Annotated in this window: 22 protein-coding genes; 15 read left to right on the top strand and 7 right to left on the bottom strand. The window is 39.4% G+C overall.

The annotated features are described in order from the left end of the window. Window positions 1-9: 9 nt before the first annotated feature. A complete protein-coding gene (locus LEP1GSC195_RS00785; protein ID WP_015679645.1) occupies window positions 10-1,962 on the top strand; it encodes a SpoIIE family protein phosphatase in 1,953 nt (650 codons plus the stop codon). Window positions 1,963-1,967: 5 nt separating this feature from the next. On the opposite strand, the gene LEP1GSC195_RS00780 is transcribed toward LEP1GSC195_RS00785, so the two are convergent. After that, window positions 1,968-3,566, bottom strand: a complete 1,599-nt coding sequence (locus tag LEP1GSC195_RS00780; protein WP_015679509.1) for a 7TM-DISM domain-containing protein — start codon at window positions 3,564-3,566, stop codon at window positions 1,968-1,970. A 107-nt stretch (window positions 3,567-3,673) separates the two neighbouring features. Here LEP1GSC195_RS00780 and LEP1GSC195_RS00775 point away from each other — a divergent pair, with 107 nt between their 5' ends. After that, window positions 3,674-4,549 (top strand): LamG domain-containing protein, encoded by an 876-nt coding sequence (locus tag LEP1GSC195_RS00775; RefSeq protein ID WP_015679729.1) that lies wholly within the window; start codon window positions 3,674-3,676, stop codon window positions 4,547-4,549. Between the two features lie 104 nt (window positions 4,550-4,653). Here LEP1GSC195_RS00775 and LEP1GSC195_RS00770 read toward each other — a convergent pair whose 3' ends face one another. Further along, window positions 4,654-5,187 carry a class I SAM-dependent methyltransferase gene (locus tag LEP1GSC195_RS00770; RefSeq protein ID WP_015679552.1) on the bottom strand — a complete coding sequence of 178 codons (534 nt, stop codon included), beginning with the start codon at window positions 5,185-5,187 and terminating at the stop codon, window positions 4,654-4,656. 239 nt (window positions 5,188-5,426) lie between these two features. Between LEP1GSC195_RS00770 and LEP1GSC195_RS00765 the strand changes: the two genes are divergently transcribed. The 5 genes from LEP1GSC195_RS00765 (at window position 5,427) to LEP1GSC195_RS00745 (ending at window position 11,096) form a co-directional block, all read left to right on the top strand. Then, window positions 5,427-6,038, top strand: coding sequence for a hypothetical protein (locus LEP1GSC195_RS00765; RefSeq protein ID WP_015679576.1), 612 nt, complete (start codon window positions 5,427-5,429; stop codon window positions 6,036-6,038). A gap of 83 nt (window positions 6,039-6,121) precedes the next feature. Beyond that, window positions 6,122-6,703, top strand: a complete 582-nt coding sequence (locus tag LEP1GSC195_RS00760) for a CarD family transcriptional regulator (RefSeq protein WP_004785733.1) — start codon at window positions 6,122-6,124, stop codon at window positions 6,701-6,703. A 39-nt stretch (window positions 6,704-6,742) separates the two neighbouring features. Further along, entirely contained in the window at window positions 6,743-7,780 is a 1,038-nt protein-coding gene (locus LEP1GSC195_RS00755; RefSeq protein ID WP_015679656.1) for a PIN/TRAM domain-containing protein, read from the top strand. 24 nt (window positions 7,781-7,804) lie between these two features. Further along, a complete protein-coding gene (locus LEP1GSC195_RS00750; RefSeq protein ID WP_015679596.1) occupies window positions 7,805-9,568 on the top strand; it encodes an apolipoprotein N-acyltransferase in 1,764 nt (587 codons plus the stop codon). Further along, on the top strand, window positions 9,549-11,096 hold the full coding sequence (locus tag LEP1GSC195_RS00745) for a hypothetical protein (protein ID WP_015679508.1): 1,548 nt from the start codon (window positions 9,549-9,551) through the stop codon (window positions 11,094-11,096). Before LEP1GSC195_RS00750 ends, LEP1GSC195_RS00745 begins: the two co-directional genes overlap by 20 nt. Before the next feature lie 63 nt (window positions 11,097-11,159). Here LEP1GSC195_RS00745 and LEP1GSC195_RS00740 read toward each other — a convergent pair whose 3' ends face one another. After that, window positions 11,160-11,609 carry a hypothetical protein gene (locus LEP1GSC195_RS00740; protein ID WP_232225895.1) on the bottom strand — a complete coding sequence of 150 codons (450 nt, stop codon included), beginning with the start codon at window positions 11,607-11,609 and terminating at the stop codon, window positions 11,160-11,162. An 83-nt stretch (window positions 11,610-11,692) separates the two neighbouring features. Further along, window positions 11,693-12,334, bottom strand: a complete 642-nt coding sequence (locus LEP1GSC195_RS00735) for a flagellar filament outer layer protein FlaA (RefSeq protein WP_015679664.1) — start codon at window positions 12,332-12,334, stop codon at window positions 11,693-11,695. A gap of 64 nt (window positions 12,335-12,398) precedes the next feature. Here LEP1GSC195_RS00735 and ompL47 point away from each other — a divergent pair, with 64 nt between their 5' ends. The 5 genes from ompL47 to LEP1GSC195_RS00710 all read left to right on the top strand — a co-directional run bounded on the left by ompL47 (window position 12,399) and on the right by LEP1GSC195_RS00710 (window position 16,220). After that, window positions 12,399-13,475 carry a multi-beta-barrel domain surface protein OmpL47 gene (gene ompL47, locus LEP1GSC195_RS00730; RefSeq protein ID WP_015679577.1) on the top strand — a complete coding sequence of 359 codons (1,077 nt, stop codon included), beginning with the start codon at window positions 12,399-12,401 and terminating at the stop codon, window positions 13,473-13,475. Between the two features lie 52 nt (window positions 13,476-13,527). Next, window positions 13,528-14,205 (top strand): ComF family protein, encoded by a 678-nt coding sequence (locus tag LEP1GSC195_RS00725; protein WP_015679675.1) that lies wholly within the window; start codon window positions 13,528-13,530, stop codon window positions 14,203-14,205. 5 nt (window positions 14,206-14,210) lie between these two features. After that, window positions 14,211-14,561 (top strand): STAS domain-containing protein, encoded by a 351-nt coding sequence (locus LEP1GSC195_RS00720; RefSeq protein WP_015679720.1) that lies wholly within the window; start codon window positions 14,211-14,213, stop codon window positions 14,559-14,561. Then, window positions 14,558-15,154, top strand: a complete 597-nt coding sequence (rdgB, locus tag LEP1GSC195_RS00715) for an RdgB/HAM1 family non-canonical purine NTP pyrophosphatase (RefSeq protein WP_040506155.1) — start codon at window positions 14,558-14,560, stop codon at window positions 15,152-15,154. Before LEP1GSC195_RS00720 ends, rdgB begins: the two co-directional genes overlap by 4 nt. 76 nt (window positions 15,155-15,230) lie before the next feature. Further along, entirely contained in the window at window positions 15,231-16,220 is a 990-nt protein-coding gene (locus LEP1GSC195_RS00710) for an Lsa36 family surface (lipo)protein (protein ID WP_232227595.1), read from the top strand. On the opposite strand, the gene LEP1GSC195_RS00705 is transcribed toward LEP1GSC195_RS00710, so the two are convergent. Beyond that, on the bottom strand, window positions 16,217-17,857 hold the full coding sequence (locus tag LEP1GSC195_RS00705) for an ATP-binding cassette domain-containing protein (protein ID WP_015679642.1): 1,641 nt from the start codon (window positions 17,855-17,857) through the stop codon (window positions 16,217-16,219). The two genes, LEP1GSC195_RS00710 and LEP1GSC195_RS00705, sit on opposite strands and share 4 nt — an antisense overlap. Window positions 17,858-17,907: 50 nt before the next feature. Between LEP1GSC195_RS00705 and LEP1GSC195_RS00700 the strand changes: the two genes are divergently transcribed. Genes LEP1GSC195_RS00700 through LEP1GSC195_RS00690 form a run of 3 tightly spaced genes read left to right on the top strand, consistent with a single transcriptional unit; the run spans window position 17,908 to window position 21,485 of the window. Then, the gene (locus tag LEP1GSC195_RS00700; protein WP_015679520.1) at window positions 17,908-19,764 is read left to right on the top strand and encodes an OmpA family protein; all 1,857 of its coding nucleotides are present in this window, start codon (window positions 17,908-17,910) and stop codon (window positions 19,762-19,764) included. Window positions 19,765-19,767: 3 nt separating this feature from the next. Next, complete coding sequence (locus LEP1GSC195_RS00695; protein ID WP_015679604.1) at window positions 19,768-20,502, top strand: LIC_11485 family protein; 735 nt, start codon at window positions 19,768-19,770, stop codon at window positions 20,500-20,502. Next, window positions 20,499-21,485 carry a tetratricopeptide repeat protein gene (locus tag LEP1GSC195_RS00690; protein WP_015679518.1) on the top strand — a complete coding sequence of 329 codons (987 nt, stop codon included), beginning with the start codon at window positions 20,499-20,501 and terminating at the stop codon, window positions 21,483-21,485. The genes LEP1GSC195_RS00695 and LEP1GSC195_RS00690 overlap by 4 nt, the downstream gene beginning before the upstream one ends. Window positions 21,486-21,495: 10 nt before the next feature. Here the strand turns inward: LEP1GSC195_RS00690 and LEP1GSC195_RS00685 are convergent, their stop codons facing one another. Continuing rightward, entirely contained in the window at window positions 21,496-21,960 is a 465-nt protein-coding gene (locus LEP1GSC195_RS00685; protein WP_015679610.1) for a chemotaxis protein CheX, read from the bottom strand. Next, the gene (locus tag LEP1GSC195_RS00680) at window positions 21,961-23,202 is read right to left on the bottom strand and encodes a hypothetical protein (RefSeq protein WP_015679592.1); all 1,242 of its coding nucleotides are present in this window, start codon (window positions 23,200-23,202) and stop codon (window positions 21,961-21,963) included. Window positions 23,203-23,278: the final 76 nt, after the last annotated feature.

Genomic DNA, 23,278 nt, shown 5'->3' with positions numbered 1-23,278 from the left:
TGAAGCATCGTGTATTATTACTTCAAAACGATTCTCTCAAAATTTCTAGATCTGGTTCCTGAGAGGGAAATTTATAACCAAGATTATATTAAAGAATTAGACAGACACACGCGGATCATCCAAATCCCTGGAAGTATCATTGGCGTCTTTGGTATGTTAGGTTTCGCTTTTGATACGGATGCTAAACTCCACCCCGAATTTCCTGAACTTTTTTATTTCCGAATTTGCTTTAGCTTACTCTGTCTTTTTTATATAGCGTTTATCCTCTATAATCACTCAAAAAAGATAAATTCCCGTTGGGAAGGTTTGACCTGGGCGTATTTAGTTTACGGGTATCTGTTGTTTACTGCGGCCTATTATACAGGACGGATTGCAGATGACGCTCCGTATGTTTCCGGCTTTCAGATGTTGGTAATGATTCTTCCATTTTTGCCATTGCCAAGAAAAACTTTGTTCATCTATTATCCTATCTCTATCTTTATATTTGTCCTTTCTGTCCTTGTTTATAAACCAAATTTAGCCACTGCAGCTTCTACATATTCCATGCAGAACTTGGTCATCAGCTACATTCTCGGAATCTTTAGTGGGTTTATCATTGAAGGTTATAGGTTTCATTCTTTTTTAAACCACAAACGTATTATTAAAAAAAATGAAGAAATCACCAAAACTGTGGATGAAATTCAGGCACTAAAGTCTCAACAAGATGGTGATTATTTTTTAACATCGTTGTTACTTGAACCTTTGCTTGGTCATGAAGTGGATGGGAGTGCTGTTGGTATCGAAACAGTTGTTAATCAATACAAAAAATTCTATTTCAGAAACAAGGAATATCAGTTAGGTGGAGACTATGTTTCCGTATTTAATTTAATTCTGCAAGGAAAACGATATAAAGCATTTATTAACGGTGATGCAATGGGGAAATCCATCCAAGGAGCAGGGGGAGCAATTGTGCTTGGAGCTGTGTATAACTCCATCATCATCCGTTCGAAGATGGATCCTGTTTCCTCCAACCGATCTCCTGAACGTTGGCTAAATGACTGTTATTTGGATTTACAAAAGGTGTTTGAAACTTTTGAGGGAGCCATGTTAGTTTCGGCCGTTGTTGGATTGTTGGAAGAGTCAACGGGAACATTGTATTTTATCAACTTAGAACATCCTTGGGTGATATTGTATCGTGATGGGAAAGCATCTTTTATCGAGAATGAAATCCACTATTATAAGTTAGGTGTGATGGAGGGACTCTCTGATACCTTTATCTCTGTATTTCAAATGAAAAAAGGGGATAAAATATTTTGTGGTTCTGATGGAAAAGACGATCTAGTGCTTTCTGAGGAAGGTAGATATCGTGATATCAATGAGGATCAAAACTTAATATTAGAAAATATTGAAGAAGCGGGTGGGGAGATGCAGTCTCTCCTAGATTGTCTTCGTAAAAAAGGAAAGTATTCTGACGATTTGAGTTTGATATCCTTACAATATAATTTGGAAGCTTATCCGAAGCCAGGGAAATTCTTTGTCGAAGCCCGTGAGAACATTCGTGAAAAAAGTTACGATAAGGCACTTGATTTATTATTATCTTATGAATCCGCCCTGGAAACTTCTATCTCTGAATTAAAATACATCGCAAAACTGTATGAGAAAAAAGAAGATTTAGTGAAGGCCATGGAATATGCAAGTCTTGCTTTAGAAAACTATCCATCGGATACTGTATGGATGTTTCACACTTCTGTGTTGTATAAAAGAATGTATTCTTTGTATAAATCTCAATCGTTTTTATGGGAATCGCAAGAGCTCAGCGAACGCGTTCGTCTCCGCCAACCTTCCAATATTCGGAATTTGATTCATTTGGCAGACGTTTGTAGGTTGAATGGAGACAAAGATCGATTTTCGTTTTTAATCAAACAAATTCAGAATCGAGAGCCAAACAATTTAAAGCTGAAAGAACTGATAGGTAAAATTTAGGTCATTCAAATCGATTGTGATTCTTTTCTATATTCGATGGGAGTAATCCCCGTATTTTTTTTGAACTCTGAGTTGAAACTCGATTTTGATCCGAATCCGGTTGCGAATGCAACTGATATGATCGGAATTTCAGGATTGTTTTTTAATATTTGTTTTGCTTCTGATATTCTATAAGAGTTAATATAGGAACGAAAACTTAATGCGAGTTTAGCATTAATTAATTCGGAAGTTTGTTGGATGTTTAGACCAATCGCAATGGACGTTTTTTCTAAATCTAGTTTTTCATCAAGGTATGGTTTCCCCTCTTTCATCCACAATTCTAGTTTGTGTATATAATGATTGTAATCAATTTTTTCTAATTTTGATTTTGTATACTTATTGTTAAGTTGCGACTCTAGGGCATACATCCGCTCTGAAATCTTGTTTTTGTTGAGTATTAAATCTTGATGTTTCTGAAATAAATTGAACAGCAGGAAAAATAAATCTAATTGGAAAGCAAAAGCCGGGCCATAGACGGCCAATAAGGAATAATCAGTGATTCCTAGATGATAAAAAATAGTAATATACCCGAATAAAAAATACAATCCCCAACTAACTAAGAAAAAAATAATTCTTTTTTCGCCCATTAGGAAAACTTTAATTCCCGTTAGTAGTATCAGGGGAATTGAAACTATATAAGTTAAATTAATTACTTTGGAAAAAAAAGAATACTCTTCGGTTGTTAAGATTCCGATAGCCGAAACAATCCCGATAGATGCTAAAGTTTTTAATATTCTATCTGTAAATGGAGTTTTTGTCTTTGTTTCTAAAAATAACCTCGTGAATTGAAAAGAGGCAGCAATCCCAATTGATAAAAAGAATAAAATTGCCTTACCCTGCCACCATATTGCGTTCGGCCAAAAGCTGTGAAATGAATTCCCAAATTGAGTATTACACCAGAGTGTATTTGTAATCACATAGATAGAATAGTAAAAAAATTCATGTAATCGAAATGCTACAGTATAAAATATACTAATGATTAACATGACTCCAGCAAAACATAAAATGGACCAAGTTGTCGATGATTCGATAAGGATTTTATTTTGGAATTCGTTTTCGTTCAGTGACAGAATGGGAAACGAAATCAAAGAACTCGATTGTAATCGGATATAAAAGTATTTTTCATTGGAACGGGAGGGGATACGAAAACTTGGACTTAAGGCTTCTGGAACAGCCCAATCTGATTTGGGAAAACTATCACCCGATTTGAATTCAGTATAAGAATTTTCTGAATTTGGATAATACAACGTAATATGATCAAGAACACGCCACTCGAAAGAAAGTATACTTTCTGGTTTAAAACTTGGATCCGAAACTTTTGCCCTTAACCAGATAACGCTTTTTGTGTAATAAAAGTTAATCGTGTTTTCTCTGACCTGATTCCACCTAGGAACTGATTCTATCTTGGAAATATCGATAGTATGGGCCTTGTCCTCGAAAAATTCGAATTTGTTTGTGATGTTGTTTTCGTGAAAGTAGGAGCAGTTACAGATAAATAAACTAAGGCAAAGGAAAAGTGAGGACTTCGACCACATCATCACAAGTTTGCTAAACGAACGATTCATTAGGCAAGTGTAAAAAATGTCCGAAAATATAGCTTCGGACGACTGGCAAACCAATCCACAGTAAACTCTTAGTTTCGAAAGACGGATTCATTTTCGTGGAGCGGCCTTTGTTTAAACTTTTTAAAACATTTGTATTTTTTATGGTGATAGAATCGTTCCTCGTTTGTCAGCCATTACAATTCAATAATGTTGGTGATCTCCAAAGTGAAGATCGAATGGAGTCGATCCTCTTGGAATGTTTGTTGGGAGGAAAGTATTGTAATACTGGGTCTAAAACACGAGAATATATTGTTCCCTCATCATTGGCTTCTGGATTGTACGCTTGGTATCCACTTGATGGGAATATGAACGATCTGAGCGGGAATGCTCGCCACGGATTTTTTCCTGGAGGGGTTTGGCCTGCGACTTTAGGACCTACATATGCTCTCAGTCGTTCCCATCTACCAAGTGGTGCTGCTTCCTTCAACGGAACGGATCAGTTATTTGCAAATAACTTTACGGTACTTTGTCATGAGGATTTTGCTATTGCCTTATGGATTTTTCCAAACTATGTCGTCCACAATGAAATCCTGGGCTTCCAAGCTAGTCCGGGTCAAAATCCTGCGATCTTATTTTTTTTGGGAGCAACAGGGCAACTTGCACTTCAGTCATTTTTTTATGATGGGAGTAATGCGAATTCAACATATGGGACTTCTTCAATGGCTTTATCTGCAAATCTGTGGACTCATGTTGCTTATGTTCACAATGGAACCACTCGCCAGGGAAATATTTGGGTCAATGGAGTCAGCGTAGGTGCTACCTCTGATGTAGGGGGTCTTTCCTGTTCAACATCCCAATGGTGGTCTGGAACACCACTAACCATTGGTTATTCTTACTATGGCAATGTTTCTCGTTTTTTTGCGGGAAGAATGGATGACATTTGGTTTTTCAAAGGACGCCAACTGGATGCAAACGACATTTCCACATTGATGAACCTTCCTTAGTCTGTCATTGGTTTGTTTCGATCGCTTATCACCCATTCTAACTTCAAAACAATTTGAAGTTAGAAATTTTGTTTATAGCTTTCATGTCGATAAAACAAACTGTATTACTTTTTTAAGATAATGATTCTGTTGTGAATTTCTAAATTTTTGAATCCATATTGATTCAAAATCCATGCAAAGGCTTCCGCTGTATAAAAGAAAGTATGGGTTCGGTCGTTCTTATAATACCAACTTTCAAAATTAATGGAGTCGTCATAAGGGTGAGTGAGTATGTACAAACTTCCACCTGGTTTTAATAAATGACTTAGCTTATGAAACTCTTCTTTCGGTGAATGAAAATGTTCTACTACTTCTGTGAGAATGATATAGTCATAAGTTTGTTTTAGGTTTTCGGGGTGGTTGTGAAAGAAGGGATCAAATAAACTAATTTTGAAACCTACTTGGTCCAATAGATACTGGACCACTGGACCGGGGCCAGCACCATAATCTAAACCTTTGTCAGTCGATTTTTGATCTGCTACGACCTTATCTACAATTGGTTTTAGGAAACTTTGGTATCGAGGATCCTCTACATCATTATTGTGTTCTATATATCTTAATTTTTCTGCTTCCTTATTGGGCCAAAATTTAGGATCCATAAATATAGAAAGACAATTTGAACATCTAAAATAAGATCGAAGCCGGCCTTCATAGTAAGGTGTAGAGTCAGATTCGCAAAGAAGGCATTTCATAATTCTATAATATCATTTTGGAAACACAATTAGTGATATCAACTACGATCTAACAGACTGAGAATCATGTAGATTCCACTAAAAAACCATTCTATTTTTTTGAATCGCTGTCCGACAATTAGAGTAATAGAGATTCCGGAACGCCCATGCAAAATATAGATTATTCGAGAAAGCTTAGATCCGGCCGACCCCTAGAAGGTGAGGTTCCATCCTATTCTCCACAACCGCATTCATATCTCAATAGCCCACAAAAACCTAAATCGGCATTTATCCTTCTTATCGGTGGTATTTTGCTTTTTACTTCAGGGATGGTAGTCGGAATCCAGTTGGGGCAAAAAGAGACCAAATTTAAAGAAAACTCGGAAACTTCATTCTCCAACGTAGGTTCCCAAAAAATACCTGCCCCAAAACTCACCCAGACCAATGAAGAAGGAACAAACCAAGAGGAGAGTCGGACTGAAGGGACAGATTCCTCCTCTGGATCCCCGTTTCCTGCTACATTGAAATTTCCTCCCAAAAATGACCAAATCAACTATATGGTTCAAATCGGTGATTTCACCCCTGAGGAAGCAGTGGCCGTAGGAAAACAGTTAATTGATACCCACCCCTCCTTGCGAGGAAGGATCTTTCGTACCTCTACTGGTAAACTATTCGCTGGATACTTTTATCGTTTGGAGGACGCCAAAGAAACATTGGATATCGTGAAGTCGAAACTACCTTCTCTTGCGGATGCTCAAGTAAAAACCATACGATTCTGAACTATTTTTACCAACATCCTTGACATTCGTCAATTTTCAGGTATAGTGAGTGCAAGAGTATTTACGGAAGTTATTATACTTACTTGGCTACAAAAAAACTAAACGAAAAAACTAAAGAGCCTAAATTCAAGGTTGGGGATTATGTTGTATATCCCATCCATGGAGTAGGTGAAGTCACAGAAGTTGCTAAAAAGCTGATTCTGGGAAAGAAGAAAGACTGTTACAGTTTGGAAATTCAAGGTTCCAAAATGAAGGTCTCTATCCCGGTCGATCGCGCAATGGATGTGGGTATCCGGTCGATCATTGATAAAAAAGAGATCAAAAAAGTTCTCACTCTCCTAAAAAAGGATGAGGTCGACACGGAAGAGGACTGGAAGGTCCGTTACCAGAACAATATGAACAAGATTAAATCTGGTTCCATTTTCGAAGTGGCTGATGTTTGCCGTAATCTTTACAGACGTGCCTATGGCAAAGAACTTTCCATTATGGAAAGAAAGCTCTATGAGAGCGCCTATAATTTAGTAAAGATGGAAATTGCACTTAGTAAAGGTGTACCCCAGGAAGAAGCAGGGAACATCGTCTCAGACGTGTTAGCGGCTTCGGTTCAGGGAATGGCTCCACCACCACCTCCAAAAGAATTGGATGATGATCTAGATCTAGAATAAACTTCCGTTTTTGCTCAACTCTTTTACAAGGATTGAGTTATGAAACACTTACTTTCAGCCCTTGGGACGATTCTCGTCTCTTCGGTATCGTTTTTCTTCTTATATTCGGAATCGCAAAACCTCGTTTTGGCGGGGACACTTGCTGGAATTATTCTCCTTTACTCCCTATTCCTAGTGTTAGGCGAAAGAAAATTATTCCCTGAAATCAAAGCCGATGTTGTACTTTGTGCAAGCGTGGGAGCACTACTTGGTCTGTCTATTGCGGCATTCCCAGTGAGCCTCCTAAACGATTACGGATATAAATCTATTGCTATCTTTGTCGCTGTTCTTTTGTTTCTTACAGGAATCAAAACAGGAATTGCTTTTTCACGGAAACCAGGTCTTGCCATTTTTGGCGGTGGTGCTGGCGGAGCAGGTTCTAGTTTTCAGATTCCAGGTTTGGAAAATGCAAATAGCCATATCCGCGACAAAATTCTAGACACTTCCGTTGTTATTGACGGTCGTATTTTAGATATTGCTGATACACACTTTCTAGATGGTCCACTCATTCTTCCTAACTTTGTGTTACGGGAAATCCAACTCATTTCCGATTCTTCTGACCCAATCAAACGGGCTCGTGGAAGACGTGGTCTTGAGATGTTGAACAAACTCCAAAGAAAAGGGTCCATCGAAGTTAAAATCACTTATACTGATTATTCCGATACAAGGGAAGTAGATGCAAAACTTGTGAAACTCGCACGTGATACTGGCGGAGCCGTTGTTACAAACGACTTCAACCTAAACAAAGTGGCTGAGTTACAAGGGGTTCGAGTTCTCAATTTAAATAATCTTGCCAATGCTTTAAAACCTGTGGTTTTACCTGGTGAAGAATTCCAAATTTCCGTCATTAAAGAAGGAAAGGATGAAAACCAAGGTATCGGTTATTTAGAAGATGGAACCATGGTAGTCATTGAAAACGGTGGTCACTTAGTCGGAAAAGATGTACGTGTTGTTGTGACAAGTATCATCCAAACGGCTGCCGGTAAGATGATTTTCACGAAAGTGCAAAACGGTAACAATAACTACAACAAATCGTAATCTATTTTAAGTAGTCTAACGGGTATGAAACTGGTACGTTTTTTAAGTTCACGCGAAGGGTTCATATCCGTTTTTTGTTATACGATCACTGCTGTTTTTTCCTTCCTCTCCTTTGCTCCCTTAAGTTTGCCCCTTTTTGTTTGGGCGGCTCCCTTTGGACTTTTTATCATCGAAAAACGAAATAGGGGTGAGTGGAAAAAACTCATCTATCACGGCTTTGGTTTTTCCATTCTATTTTATTTAGTGTCTTTCCACTGGGTTTACTATATGACCACCGTGTTCGGCGGTTTTGATTGGTATTTGGCAGTTCCCATTTTTATTGGTTCAGCAATCCTTTTGAATTTCAAATTCCCAGTGTACCTTCTGGTTTTTTCCTTTTTGGCGAAACGAGTGGGGAGATTTTTTCCCCTCATTGCTTCGGTTTCCATCCTTTTTGCTGAATTTTTTACACCCCAAGTCTTCCCTTGGTATTTTGGCAATGTAGTTGCCGAAAATCAAATTTTGGCACAAAACGCTGAGTATACGAGCGCGTACGGACTGTCCGCATTTCTATTTTTTGTTTCTTATTATTTGTTTTATTTAAGAAAGCCAAAAAACTTCCTTCGGCTTTTTTCTAGTTTTCTCTCTAAACATAAAAACATTCAAAAGAAATTTGTCTTTGCTGGACTTGGAGTGGTTTTTGTTCTCGTTTTGTTTTTCGGGAACGGATACTATTTATTTCAAAAGTGGTCTGCTGTAAAACCTCTTGCAGAACGTGATGTTCTCGTTGTACAACCAAATGCTCCCTTGGAATTTCGTGACGGACGTAATCCCGCAGAAGAGATTCGTAATCTCATGACTCGCATTGATGCCATGACTGACCTTGAATTAAAAAAAGGTCCTGTCGATCTGATTGTACTACCTGAGTCTGGAATTCCTTTTTTTACAACGCATGATACGGAAGTGACGAGGTTTAGTCGTATCTATTGGCACCAGTTTGAATCGCTTATGGCCATCCTTAGCCTTCGTCATGGAGCCAATGTTTTTTATAATGAACTAGATGCTGATTTGGTTCCGACGGCACTTCCTGGTCGAATTTCCAGAAGGGATGTTCGAATGTACAACTCATCTGTTCTCATGAATCCGAATGGAGAAAGAAGGAACAGTTACCAAAAAGTTTTTTTACTAATCTTTGGAGAATACATGCCATTTGAATGGATGTACGCGTTGTCTGGACAAACTGGACAATTTGCACCGGGAATAAACCTCGATCTCATTCCATATTATGAACCACGAAAGAATCCATCCTCTCAAATAAAAAACTTACATTGGGAAGATACGATGACTATGGGGCCGGCTGGTGTTCGTGAATACTATTCCAAAGACAAAGTGGAAGAAAAACAAATGGGTAGTTTTTTACCTTTAATTTGTTATGAAGTCATCATTTCTGAATTTGTAAGGAAGTTCCAAGGGGATCCAGATTTTATTGTCAATGTTACTAATGACAAATGGTATGGGAATTCCGTTGAATCCTACCAACACCATACTTTGGGTCGTATGCGGGCCATCGAGTTTCGTAAATGGATTGTTAGGTCCACTAACTCGGGGACATCGGTCTTTACTGATCATTTGGGAAGAAATATTGATAACGATTTTACTCAAATAGAAACTACCGCAGTGATCCGAAAGAAAGTTCAGGTGATCCCTGGCGAAATGACTTTTTATAGGTTGTATGGAAATCTACTTTCCTATTTGTATATGGGAATTGTTGGACTAGTGTTCTTCTTTTATGCAAAAAGGAATTCTTAATTTTCTATTTGAAAATAGATTTTATTTTGCATTTTATTTTTCTGTTGTTCTTCACATAACATTCATTATATATTCTTTTAATCATTCCGATTCTCCATACCAAAAAACTCTTTGCGGCCCACCTTGGATTTATGCAACAGAGGATGAGAAGGAAGTCTCTTTTCAGATGAGTTTTGGAAAGTCAAGTGGTGAGTCTGGGAGTGCCGAAGCGGCCGATGATCCAGGGGATGGTGAAGAAGGGGAAGAGGGAGACGGCGGTGGGTTTTCCAAAGGCAAGTATAAGGGGAGCCAATGGGAAGAACTCGTAAAAGATTTGGAAGGCACTTCTTCCTTACGCAAACAATTCAAAAATGAATATGACCAAATCAATGAAAATTCAGGTGTTGCGGATTCTTATATCAAACGAAATCGCGACTATGAGGATATCATTGTAAAAGATGTACTCCCCACCGTAAAAGGAATTCGCGACCCTTTCCGTGTAGATATAGAAACTGCCGAAGACAATTTATTTGTACATAAAGAACGAAACCGTATCATAGAAGAGTTTCGGAAAGGCGATGAATCATCTCCTCCTATCACCATGCGGGTTTCGAAAGAAGGGGAGGCAGAACCAAAGTCACCTCTTTCCATGCCCAAAGAGGATCGAAGTAAATACTTAGATCGAACTCTCAAACAAAAAAAAGAAAAACAATTAGATGAATTTATTTCCCGGTATATGGGTTACGATCCAGATAAAGGGGATCTTAGTTTTTTTGTTCGTGATTTATATTATGAAAACTTACAAAGGTTAGCCTATCCTTTTAGTGGGGATCCTAGTTATTTTTCCATTGATTACTTTCAGGAAAATCTAAACAAAGAAGATTTTCTTAGACAAATGATGGCGGCTCTCTCTGAAAATTTGGGAACAAATACCGGTACAGAAATCCTTTTTACCATTGAAAACATTTATGAAATTCAATCAAGAGCTCTCGAACAGTATTTCCAGGCCAAAGAATATTTGAAACTGGCAACACCAGAACTAAGAGAAACTTTAAGATACGAAACTTTACGCAGAGTCGAAGAAAAGTATCGGAAACTATTGCGAGATAAAAAAATATTCACTCTCAAAGATGTTGAGGAAGCCTATTCCAAAAAACGAGTTGATATCATCGATACTTTGATTTCAAAAACACCGAAAGGGTATCGGATCAAGGATGGATATTTTGATAAGGGAAGGATTCTTTGGGAGGCAGGAATGGCAAGAAAGGATTCTAAACTTCTAACGGAGGCAATCACAAATTGGAACCGCATCCCAAATCTCCCGGCCAATGGAGATTTTTTAAACGAAAAGGCTTTTGAGGCCATCCAGTTATTACTGAGAGATCTTGGGAATGTATCGGAAGCTGAGCGGTTATCCTCTGGTTCCAAAGACCAAATTGAATTTATTTTACGTACAAGACTTAGTGAAGCGATGAACAAGAAAAAAGAAAGGGAAGATAAATTGCTTTGGCCTAAAGCGAAACAGAAACAAGGAAATTCTGGGAACTAAAAAAGTAACATCCCGTGTAGCAAGCGTTAATTGTTTGCGATCAAATTTTATAGAGTGAGTTTTTTAGATTTTTAAATTTTCGAGACCATTTTCATGGAACTCTTGAGCCCATTTGTCATGGAAGGGAGTTTCCTTTTCGATTCGTTCTTCGATAGCCATTTGGGAAATGGCAGTTTCGCCGTAGTGACGAAGGAAATCTCTGTGAGCTAGTCTTTCGATGAGGGCTTGCCAGAACACTTCGTCTTCGTAGTCTTCTAAAATATCAACAAGGCCACTTTCTTCCTCGAACTCCCTGGTTAAATAAGGTTCTCCATTATTCTGATCAATTTGGACAATATTTCCGAGGCCTGCGTGTTCGGCTTGAGAGAATACATGGCGAACCACATCGGCAAACCGAGAATCCGTATCAGGTTCATCTTCTGATCTGTCCTTGGCTTGTAAGGTGGAAATGACCCAATCTCCCATATACACCAACTTGAGCAGGGTTTCGTATTGTTCTAGGGACAGTTCCATTTCCATTTAGGATCAGGTTCGGTCATGAGGTTATGAAGAAAAGAGTTTTTTTACGGAAAGAATCGATACAAATAGGCGAAAATTCAGTCTTCCAAAAGGATTTCTTTGTTACGGAGTGGCCTGTATTTATCTCGCACAATCGCAGTTATGTCATCAATGGCAACAAGAACCTCTTGGTTCGGATCGTTATTTTCAAAAGGTAAATAAAAGAATCCAAGAATTCGAATGGAACTTTTTTGCAAAAATACCCTATCATTTTGATCAAAATTTTTTGAAATCGAAACCGTGATGGATTTCCAACCTCGATAATTCAGTGAGGTGAGATTTAATTGTCTTACTTCTGCATCTTGCGACTCTATGATCAGTGTTAGGTTCCCGTTGGATTGTGAGGAGTAGATGGGAATGGTAATTTCCTTGATAAAGGCATTCACTTCTATGGGTTTAGGAAAATATAAAGAAAAAGGAAAATTGGCATCTTTCGGGATTCGTAAGACTAGTGCTTGTTTGGACCCGGGAATGGGTGCGGTAAAATTGGCAGAAAGGGAGATTTCTGGAAGTTTTGTACCTTTTTCCAATTTAGTACGCAGGTTTTCTCGATTGTAGTTGGGCAATTCGAAATTTTCGAGCAAAATTTCCCGCCAAATGCCTGTCTCAGCCCCAATCGGAATCATTCCAAATAGGAAAAGAAAAAGTGTAAGTTTCCTTGAAATTCTCAATGCAATCATGTTGACAATAATTCCTTACAAGGGGGATATATATGTTTTATCTGTAAAGAGGAGACTTATACAAATGCAGGCGCACAAATACCTTTTGGCCATACTGACAATATCTTTCGCAGGCCAAATCACAGCACAAGTTGCTGCACCCAAAGCCACTACTTCCACCAAAGACCAGGCAATCAAAAAAACAGAATCCACCTCTACACAAGCCAAAGATGGTGTTGATAAAGTTGAGACAACCGTAAAAGACATTTTAGGTGACAAAAAAGAATCGGGAGCTACTTCCAATCCGGCGGCTCTCTTCATTACAAGCAAAACTTCTTTTTCATTAGATGCAAAAGACGAATCTTCCACAATCGATTTTATCGAATGGAAACCTAAAAACGGAGAATACAGAAAGTATACTCAGCCAATTCGTATTTCTGAGGAAGGACTTACTGAAGTTTACTATCGTTCTGTTGACAAAGTAGGAAACGCAGAAACACCTAAGATCCTTGTCCTTCATGTTGATAACACAGCTCCTCGTGTAAGTTTAGTTCCTCAAGAGCAGTTTTTTGTGTTAGACGGCGTTCCTTTCGCTTCTAAAAACAATACATATACTCTTGTAGCAGAAGACCAACAAACTGGTGTTGATAAAGTACAATTCAACATCAACCAAGAAGCAACAAAAGTTTATGCAGATCCAATCAAATTGGAAAATGGCGGAGCAAACGTAGTTAAGTATTCCGCTACTGATAAATCTGGAAATTCTTCTCCTGAATCTTCTATCATCATCACTGTAGATGACGTGAAACCTACAATTGAAATCGTTCCTTCTTTCCCGTTAGTTGATATCAATGGTAAAAACTTTCAAAGAAAAGGAAATGTATTCTATGTTAATGCAACTGACAAAGAATCTGGAATCAAAAAAATTCTAGTGAAAGTGGACGAAGAAGAATACAAACCTTATGTAGAAGCAATTGCAATTGAAACACAAGGTGACCATGTCATTAAAGCTATGGCAGTGGACAATGTTGGAAATCAATCCGATGTAGTGGAAGTAAAACTCTCTGTAGATTTAACTCCGCCAACTTCTACGATTCAAAAATCAGCAGAAGCACCAAAAGTAGAAACGCCAGCTCCAGCGGCGACTACACCTTCAAAATAGTTTCCTAAAAAAAACTAGAACCGCAAGGTTGCAAAAATGAACCCCTTTCTATATGAGAGGGGTTTCTTTTTTATCCTTTGTTTTTCCCAAATTCTGCGTCGCTTGTGGATCCTATGATCATTTTTCTGAAACGATGGCAGTTTGTAAACCTTGCACAAAGTTACACTACCTTCCACAAAAACAGATCCTAAAACCAAACCAGGTCAAACTTCCGTTCGATCGATTTGTTTTTTATGACCAAGTCTTCTATTTGCAAACAAGAGGAAATTTTGAAAAGAGCCTCTTTCAGTCTTTGAAGTTTGAAAATGAACGGCATTTGGCTAAATATTTTTGTTTAGGGCAAAGGTCCTTCTCGAAATGTTTAAAAGGAGATCCTCCCGACCGAGTGGTCCTTGTTCCTTCTTCCCCCAAAGCGGGGCCGAGACCATACCATGCTTCTTATGTTCTTCTGGCAAAATGGAAAAAACTCTGGAAAATCAGGGAAGATACTAGTTTGCGTAAGGTTTCAGCGGACAAACAGTCTTCGCAAGGGTATGAAAGCCGTTTTTTTCATGCAAAAAAGGCGTTCCAATTCACAAAAAGTGATAGAATCATGGAGGGACTTCATGTTCTAATTGTAGATGATATATTCACGACGGGTGCCACTGTAAATGAAATCGCTAGGTTGTACAAACAAGCTGGTGTTAGAAAGGTGACTTGCGTCGTTTTACTGTTAAGCGGGGGTGATTGAATCGAATGGATGTTCAAGTCAAGGATGACATAAGGATTATTAAATTTTCTGGGGCCATCCTCAAGGTTGATTCCGATGAGATTGAAAAAGAACTTTCAAAACTCACACAAAGTTCTGTTAAAAAAATTATTCTGGATTTAACAAAAGTTCATAATATTTGTTCAACCGCACTTGGGATTTTTGTAGCCACCAAACGTAAGTTAAAGCCTATGAATGGCGATATCAAAGTGATTGTGGTAGATGAAGATTTGATTCAATTGTTTGAAATTACAATGCTCGATAAAGTATTTGAAATTTTCCCTGATTTGTCAGCGGCAATGGAAGGATTCCAACTCGACGAGGAAGATTCCAACTGACAAAGAAAACTTTAGCATTTGCTTCCGGAAGTTCACACAAATGGAAGGAAATGCAAATGTTGCTTTCCCCTTACGGTTATGACGTCGTCCTTCCTAAAGATTTAGGAATTTCTTTCTCACCGGAAGAAACAGAAGTCTCATTTACTGGAAACTCCTTTATCAAATCAAAAGAACTCTATCGTCTGACAGGACTTCCGTCTTTTGCTGACGATTCTGGAATTTCCGTTCCAGCACTCGGTGGAGAACCTGGAGTGTATTCAGCTCGCTACGGAGGTCCGGGACTTACCGATAAGGAACGTGCTCTTTTCCTCTTGCAAAAACTAGGTGCGAGTGTCGACCGCAATGCCTACTATAGTTGTGTGGTCAGTTTTGTGGATGCGAAAGATGCCGTTTCTTTTGAAGGAAGGGTCGACGGGTCAATTGCCGAAGACTATGATGAAGAAGGTAAATTCGGATTTGGGTATGATCCCATTTTTATATACCCACCTTTGGGAAAACGATTCTCTCAAATACCGGAATCTGAAAAGAATAAAGTCTCCCATCGTAAAAAAGCAATGGAACTTTTTTTGAATTGGTTACAAAATAAAAAATAACAAAAGTTAGGTTTCGTGTCTAACAAATTCCGCCACTGTTATGAGATTCTTTTTTTGCTTTTTATTCCTGGTGATTTTGATACCAGCAGTTGGATCAAAATTGCAGGCGCAAGTTTTATGTTTGGGTGGTGAGTGTTCCAATATTCCTTTAGATTATCAAGTTTTGGGAAATTTTGCAGAACCTGTTTTTGATAAAATTTATACAAACGGTTTCCTTCGTTCCATGGGGGAGAATGCAGTTTTACAAAATTTGAATTCCAACCAATCGGGCGGAACTAAGGTGGATCGGTATCGCTTAGGACTTGGTTATACGATTTCCCAAGGCCAAGCCAAGGCACGGGACTTTTATTATGAAAATTCTGAACTAAGGACTTTACCAAAACGCGGGGTTGCGGCATCACCTTCATTCAGTTTTACGGCCAATTTGGGAGAATGGATCAGTAGTCCTTATGCCAGACAATGGAATCTTACGACTCATTTTTTCCCCTATGAGTTTGGGGAAGCCAATATTCCTTTTGTAAAGATTCGAAATACAGAAGTGAACGGCCGTGTCAATAATTTTGGTGCTGTCCTTCGTTACTTTCCTATTGATTCTGGATTTTCTTTTGGAGTGGGAATTTTCCAAACCAACCAAGATATCTATTTAAGTTCTTATGACAGAAGGCCTACTCAATTTAGAATTGATGGAGATAAACGTCGTTGGATCGGTCAGAATGATTTGTTTTACCAATCGAGAATTACCTCGGGTTCCTTTGATGTGAAATACAATTTTACCATTGGTTTTTTATCCATTATACCCGGTATAGGATTTGTGTATAATCATGGTTATACGGCAGTGCAAGTGAGCCGATTTGCCGCGATCTCTAGAATGGAAAATCCAGATGATTTCGGTTCTGTACCTAGTGCTATTGGGATCCGTCTCTCCACGAGGCACAGACATAGATCAGGTTTGGGATATGGGAGTCTAGGATTTCAATTGGGTATGGGAGACTTTAGTCTGACAACAGAGTTAATGGCAGGGAAGGACATCCAATCGATTAACCTTTCCCTGCATAAACAATTTTAAGTAGTGAGGATCGCACCACCAGTTAGGCGTTTGTAAAAATCGTTTCCTTCCCGATCCAAAAATTCTTCGTAGTTTCCTTTGAAGTCTTTGATTCCTTCTGGAGTCACTTCGATGATTCGTGTACAAAGTGAAGAGATAAACTCTCTATCGTGGGAGACAAGAATGACCGTTCCATCAAACAAAGATAATGCGTAGTTTAGGGCTTCAATGGTTTCTAAATCCAAGTGGTTAGTTGGTTCATCCAGTGCAATGACATTGTCACAAGCAAGGATCATCTTTCCAATGATCATTCGTGATTTTTCCCCACCAGAAAGAACTGTTGTGGATTTGTTCGCCATGTCTCCAGAAAAAAGCATTCGACCGAGGATGGCACGAATTTCTTGAACTTCTGTTCCTTGCGGAGAGTTACGTAACAACCATTCTACGAGAGTGTCAGCATCTGGTTCCATCGCCTCACGGTGGTCTTGTGGAAAGAAGGAAGTTTCTACTGAATCTCCCCATTTTACCTGACCAGAATCGGGTTCTATTTTTTTTAGTAACATTTTGAGTAGGGTGGTTTTACCAACGCCGTTGGTTCCCACAATTCCGACCTTTTCCCCTTTGGTAATGGATGTACTAAATTCTTTGATGACTGGTTTTCCGTCATAAGACTTAGAAATGTTAATAGCTTCAAACACATCTTTACCCAGAGTTCGTTTTGCTTTGAAACGAATGTAAGGTGCCACGCGAGAAGATGGTTTTACATCCACCATTTCTCCTTTGATTTTTTCGATCATCTTTTGACGAGAAGTGGCTTGTTTGGATTTACTGGCGTTCGCAGAGAATCTAGAAACAAACTCTTGTAAGTCGGCAATTTTTTCTTTTGCTCGTTTACTATCGCTCATTAACTGTTCGCGGGATTGTTCTGCGGCAATCATAAAGTCGTCATAATTTCCAGGGAACACTCGAATGGTATTGTAATCCAAATCGGCGATATGAGTGGCAACAGAGTTGATGAAGTGACGGTCGTGGGAAATCACGATGACCACACCTTCATAATTAATAAGGAGTTCTTCTAACCAGTGGATGGTTTTGATATCCAAGTGGTTTGTTGGTTCATCCAAAAGTAGTACATCGGGTTTTAAAAATAGAACTTGGGCGAGAAGTACTCGGAGTTTGAATCCACCGGTTAGAAAATTTAAAGGGCGGTTATGGGCTGTTGTAGGGATCCCCAAACCTTCTAGAAGCTCGCCTGCCACGGATTCGGCTTCGTACCCACCCATATCAGCAAAAATTTCTTCGATCTCGGAGATTCGCATTCCGTCTTCGTCAGTCATGTCTTCTTTGGCGTAGATAGCATCTCGTTCCGACATGACATTCCAAAGTTCAGGGTTTCCCCGTAGGACTGTGCCAAGAACCGTCTCATTTTCGTATTCGTAATGGTCCTGTTTCAAATATCCGACCTTAACGTCTTTGTCAAGAGCGACAGAACCGGCCGAAGGCTGCAAAATACCGGCTAGAACCTTCATAAAGGTCGATTTTCCGGAACCGTTGGCTCCGATCAGACCGTAACGGCATTCCGGTTTGAATTTAATGGAGACGTTTTCGAAAAGAGGTTTTTTCCCGAAGGAGACTGTAATGCCGCTAGCTTGGATCATAAGTCAATTTTCTAAGGGAATCGGAGGTTTCAACCGACATTTCGTATGGTATGGCACGGATTCTCATCATCATTCTCCTCCTTTTTGGGAACGGGCTAATAAGCTCGCAAAGTGTAAAAAATGGAATCCAGGTTTTGGAGGGAGACCTCCTGAATACGGGCCATCTCCTCCGCACAGACAAACAGGTTTTCCGCATCAGTGGTGGCGTTTTACAGGAAGAATTGGCTTATTTGGCAGGGAAAAAGATACGGTTGTTATGCGACGTGCAAGCAGAGACCTGTAGTCCGATTCGGTATGAGATGGAACCCTTCGAATCTGGTAAAACACCAGATTGGACTTTAAAAAAAATCCCCCGTTATGTAACCCAAGGACTATTTTCTTTTAACCCACAGTGTACACCTGATGGTAAAATTTTATTTTGGACAGCCCTCATTCGTGAAGGAGGAAGATCCACCCAAAAGATTTGGGCCGCCAAACGAGACCAATACGGATTTTGGATGCAAGGGGAACAACTTCCCACACCGCTGAACAACCGTTTTCCTTCAGCAGTGATTTCGGCTCTCCCTGGTGGGAACGAACTATTCGTTTTTGGTAATTTTGGGGAAGAGGAGATGTTGGATAATCTTAAAAAAGAAATGGTATACAAATCCCAAATTGCCTCCAGGGAAGCTCAGAACCCGAAAGAGTTTCATCTTGTCCTAACTAAGTTAGAAACAGAATATAAGGAACGATCTGAAAAAATTCAAAATCGCGCTCCCTTATACAAAACACATAAAACCGAATCGGGTTGGTCTTTGCCTTCACCCATCAATTTCCCTAGTTTTTATAATTGGTACAGAAAGGCAGACAATCCCAACCAGCAAGTGTTTGGTGGTTCCGCATTGGCATCTAGTGGTCGGACTTTGATTTATTCTGCCCAACAAAAGAAAAATTTTGGTAAGTTAGATTTGTATGTAAGTTTACAAAATGATGCTGGAGTATTTGAAGAAGGTATCAATTTAGGAAATACTTTGAATACGGGTGAAGAAGAGATGGCACCTTTTCTTGGTCCAGATGACAAAACACTATACTTCTCTTCATCCGGAAGAAAAGAAGGGATTTCCATTTTTCTCTCGCGGAGATTAAATGATTCTTGGACTTCTTGGTCAGAGCCGCAAGAACTATCCTCTAACCTAAGAGGTGTTAATTTTTTTAGTATTCCTGCAGTTGGGAATTGGGCTTATATGTCTCGGGAAGGGGAACTGTATATGGCTGCCATCCCTCACCACTTCCAACCAGAACCGGTGGTTGTGATTAAAGGAAAGGTGGTGGATGAAGAAGGAAAACCACTTTCCGCCTTTGTTCAGTATGAATCTTTAAACAGAAAAAAATCCATTGGTTCTACCGTAAGTGATCCAGTAACTGGTGAGTTCAGTATCATTTTGCCTTATGATGAGAATTATGGTTTTTATGGAGAAAAGGAAGGATACCTTCCAGTCTCACAAAACCTCAATTTGGTGGGAAAGGAAAAAGAAGACAAAGAAAAAACCGTCCTTCTCGTCCTGCCAAAGCTGAAGAAAGGAAACCAAATTGTGATGAACAATTTGTTCTTTGCCTTTCGATCCTCGGAGCTCACCAAAGAATCAGAGCCGGAATTAGACAGATTGGCAGGAATTTTGCGAAAATCTGCCAATTTGAAGATTCTCATTGAAGGCCATACGGACAACGTAGGAACAAAATCGGCTAATCAAAAGTTATCTCTCGAAAGAGCAAATTCGGTTGCTAATTATTTGAAGTCTAAACATAAAATAGAAGAATCACGAATTGCGATCATAGGTCATGGCCCGCAAGTACCCATCGCGGACAACCAGACCGAAGAAGGTCGTGGGACGAACCGAAGGGTAGTCTTTAAAATTTCGGAAGAGTAAAACGTGGATATCAAAAATATAAATATACCCAAAGTCAATGTAGACACCCAAAAGATGATGGGTGCAGTCGATGGCCTCGTAGATAAAATCCCATCCCAAGTCCAAGACCTACTTAAAAAAATTGCCATCGCACTCTTTGTATTTTTTCTCATTATGGCGATTTATGTTGGTTGGACCAATGGTTGGGAAAATGCAAAACCTCAAGGGATGCAACTGGCCCAGGACACTAGAAGTTTGTTTCTGACAGAAATTGAACGAGATTACAATCGGAAACGAAAAGATGTAAGAATGTCCGATCCCGAAGATTTAAAATATGAATCGAATCGTAAGATGCAATTTGATTTTATCAGCGAACGGGAATCAAACGGATATACACACGATACGATCCCAGAAGAACAAGAATTTTTAGGCAAAGAATATGATTTTAGAAATCGTAAAGCCGAAGATACAACTGTACCTCCCATATACACTCCGTCAGGTGATGGTTTGATTCCTGCGCCCATCGATGTCACACCTATGGCACCTAAAGAGGATTCTAAATCTACACCATCGACAGATTCTGAATCTGACCTCCGGATGCAAAGGATGCTTGATCGAGTTTCTGATTTAGAAAAAAAAGTGAAGGCAAAAAACGAAGAAAAGAATTTGGAAACCTTGAAGTTACCTAAGCCTCCGGAATCAGGCGAGAGTTTCGGGAAACCGAGAAGTTTGGAACGAATTCCTAAGAATTTACGATGAATGGTAACCCTTTGTTTTTTACTTCTAGGTTTTTAGTTTTGTTTTCTAAGCCCGGTTTCCTTGTTATCGTTTTATTTCATCTTTTGAGTATTAGCCGATTCTTTTCACTCCAGGCTCAAACTACTGAATTGTTTTTGCCATTTCCAGAAACGTGGAACAAAGATACAACAAATTCGAGTTCCAATCCAAACACGAATTCCAACTCCAGTGTCAGTTCTGATTCCAAATCTCTGACTTCTGCTTCTACAGAAACAAATGCGGAAACACCTGTATCTTCTCTTGCATTAAACAACCAAACTTCTCTTACAACCAAAGCAAAACCGGTAGAGAAGAAGAAAAAAAAGAAGGAAGTGATCGATCCCTCACAAGCTTCTTTTCAAAAAGGAAAAGCGTATTTAACTAGAGACCAAAAAAAATCCGCCGAATCCGAGTTTGCTGATTCTTATGGAAAAGAAGGAGAGGCTGCAAAGTTTTCTCGAGTGGAAAATACAAATCTTTTTGGTCTGGATGGAAAGGATAAAGAATCCAATGGACTTGTGGAAAAACAAGAAGATCCAGATATCAAGATCAAAACTCAGTTTGAACTAGCAAGATCCCTTGATCGTATTGGGAATCCCGATTCAGAAGAGAAAGCCTATAAGGAATATCTGAAACTTATCACTGAGTTTCCAAAACATCCGGAACTCACACCTAGGTCGCATTATGCGGTTGCCATCCTTCTCATTCGTAAAAAGGAATTTCGTTCGGCGGCCCACCAACTGGTGAGTATCCTAAAGAATTTTAAAGAATCAGCTGAATTCCTTCCTGCCCATTATTATTTGGGTAAAATTTACGAAAGTAGTTGGGATGAGAGAGATCTGGAACGTTCCCTAAAATACTACCAACTCTATATGAATGGAATGGAGGGAAAAACTTCCGTACCTGGTTATGATTTTAAAAAAGAAACCCGCGAGAGACTGCGGGTTTTAGGTTCTTCGATTTAAGAATTAAAATTTAAGCGATTGCGACATTCACTTCGATCCTTCCAAACTTAGAATATAAGTTGATGGAGAGGGTTGGTTTTTTGTTAAACCGAACGGAAGTGCTTTGCGTTTCTTGGATGTTTGGTGTAGTGATCTCGACAGACTGTCCTGCAGATGTAAAAATATTCATCGCATTACCAGTAGTCATGTTGGCAATCTCACCGAGGATGTCTTTGTACTCATTTTTTACATCTTCGTCGGAAAGACCAGGCACCAACTTACGAGACACCTTATACGCTGCATCGTAATTCATACTATAAACCACTTCACCACTGAAGGAACCCACCACACCAATGATAATGGCAATTTCGTGGCTCGGCGTAGGGGAGTCCTTGATTCCGATTTTTCCTCGGATGAGATCCTGTTGTAACACATCGCGAAATACGATGGTGGCTGCTTCCAGGAAGGGGTTTATGAAGTCGGCTTTAATTTGCATTTATTCTAAAGAGAGAAGGCCTTTTTTCTCTACGTTGTATTCTGCTGCGATGGACTGGTTTATTTCAAGAAAAAAGCTAAGAAGTTGCCTTTGTTTCAGAAAATCTGCAGCCTGATCCGCCGGTTTTTTGGCTGTGGTTTGTCCGTAGGTAAGAGCACCAAATTCCACATAAACCTGTTTGTCGTTGTCGGAGAAAGGGCCCACGACCGTTTTTTTACTGAAAGGATCGTTTGCTAGGGTTTCCCAAAATTTGGCAGAGTTTGCCAAACGGTAGCTATTGCCACGGTTAGAGGTTACAAGTTTTAAGTCAGACAAAGAAACATTGGATACTGATTCAATGGGTTGTAATGTTTCCTCGGCAATGGCTTCGAGAGCATTTGGTTCTGAAATTTTGGAAGCGATACGGCCTTTCCAAACTTCCACTTCCTTTCTCTTGCGATCAAATTTCATCTTAGAAAGTAGGAGTGGTTTTCTTGTCTCAAAACTAACAAAATTTCCAGAAGCATCTTTCGAAAGTGATCCGTCTTTCTTTTCTTTCTCATACTCTTTTGTAAGTTCTGCATCAGAAATATTGATTTTGGCTTCGACGGCGTTTAGAAGATTGACCTCAGAAATGGCTACGATACGAAAAGAAATTTTGGCTCGTTTGGCTTCATCTTCTAATTCGACTTCGTTTTCTGTAGGTAAAAGTGGTTGTTCCAAAAAGTTGGGAAAAAGAGCATACCCGGTCGCAGTTTCGATTCGGTAGTTCATCGGAGCCGAACGATAGATTTGTTGGTAAATTTCTGTTAGGGAACGAGAGTCTTCTTCTCCATATCCTGCTTGGGAAACGGATTCTTTATGAACTTCTCTTGCTTGTCTAGACATCTCACGTTTGATGCTAATTTCGGAAACTTGGAAGCCGACAGAGGTTGCAATATCGTTGGCAATGAAAATTTCCCGAACAGTAGAATAAGCACAAGAATTGAGAAGTTCCGGATTTTGAGCTGTTTCTCGTCCGTATTGTTGGTAGCGGTAGTAACAATCGCGTTTGGCTGCGTTGAAATAATCCACGGGAATGCTTCGGCCCGCAATGGTTCCCGCTTTGGTCGAATTTTGGCCTGTAATGGCACCCATAAAGCTTTGTTCCGCATCACCAGGTAAAAAGGTTATGATAAGGGTTCCGACCAAAATGAATAAAAAGAGGGCAATAATCGTACGATAGATTTTTTCTTTGAGGGTAGAGGGTTCTTCTTCGAACATAAAGGAAGCGTTTCCGTTTCCGAAACCCTTGTAAAGAAAAAATGTAATCAAGGGATTCGGCCTTTGGCAAGATAAT

It is taken from the genome of Leptospira wolbachii serovar Codice str. CDC, assembly GCF_000332515.2.
In the GTDB taxonomy this organism is placed as follows: domain Bacteria; phylum Spirochaetota; class Leptospiria; order Leptospirales; family Leptospiraceae; genus Leptospira_A; species Leptospira_A wolbachii.
The sequence above is the reverse complement of the archived record's forward strand: the minus strand, read 5'-3'. Positions and strand labels throughout refer to the sequence as shown.

Bases quoted from the DNA above. Each gene is read 5' to 3' on its own strand.
- LEP1GSC195_RS00780 (WP_015679509.1), bottom strand. From the start codon at position 3,566: ATGAATCGTTCGTTTAGCAAACTTGTGATGATGTGGTCGAAGTCCTCA.
- LEP1GSC195_RS00770 (WP_015679552.1), bottom strand. From the start codon at position 5,187: ATGGATCCTAAATTTTGGCCCAATAAGGAAGCAGAAAAATTAAGATAT.
- LEP1GSC195_RS00765 (WP_015679576.1), top strand. From the start codon at position 5,427: ATGCAAAATATAGATTATTCGAGAAAGCTTAGATCCGGCCGACCCCTA.
- LEP1GSC195_RS00755 (WP_015679656.1), top strand. From the start codon at position 6,743: ATGAAACACTTACTTTCAGCCCTTGGGACGATTCTCGTCTCTTCGGTA.
- LEP1GSC195_RS00750 (WP_015679596.1), top strand. From the start codon at position 7,805: ATGAAACTGGTACGTTTTTTAAGTTCACGCGAAGGGTTCATATCCGTT.
- LEP1GSC195_RS00745 (WP_015679508.1), top strand. From the start codon at position 9,549: ATGCAAAAAGGAATTCTTAATTTTCTATTTGAAAATAGATTTTATTTT.
- LEP1GSC195_RS00740 (WP_232225895.1), bottom strand. From the start codon at position 11,609: ATGGAACTGTCCCTAGAACAATACGAAACCCTGCTCAAGTTGGTGTAT.
- LEP1GSC195_RS00735 (WP_015679664.1), bottom strand. From the start codon at position 12,334: ATGATTGCATTGAGAATTTCAAGGAAACTTACACTTTTTCTTTTCCTA.
- ompL47 (WP_015679577.1), top strand. From the start codon at position 12,399: ATGCAGGCGCACAAATACCTTTTGGCCATACTGACAATATCTTTCGCA.
- LEP1GSC195_RS00725 (WP_015679675.1), top strand. From the start codon at position 13,528: ATGAGAGGGGTTTCTTTTTTATCCTTTGTTTTTCCCAAATTCTGCGTC.
- LEP1GSC195_RS00720 (WP_015679720.1), top strand. From the start codon at position 14,211: ATGGATGTTCAAGTCAAGGATGACATAAGGATTATTAAATTTTCTGGG.
- LEP1GSC195_RS00705 (WP_015679642.1), bottom strand. From the start codon at position 17,857: ATGATCCAAGCTAGCGGCATTACAGTCTCCTTCGGGAAAAAACCTCTT.
- LEP1GSC195_RS00700 (WP_015679520.1), top strand. From the start codon at position 17,908: ATGGCACGGATTCTCATCATCATTCTCCTCCTTTTTGGGAACGGGCTA.
- LEP1GSC195_RS00690 (WP_015679518.1), top strand. From the start codon at position 20,499: ATGAATGGTAACCCTTTGTTTTTTACTTCTAGGTTTTTAGTTTTGTTT.
- LEP1GSC195_RS00685 (WP_015679610.1), bottom strand. From the start codon at position 21,960: ATGCAAATTAAAGCCGACTTCATAAACCCCTTCCTGGAAGCAGCCACC.
- LEP1GSC195_RS00680 (WP_015679592.1), bottom strand. From the start codon at position 23,202: ATGTTCGAAGAAGAACCCTCTACCCTCAAAGAAAAAATCTATCGTACG.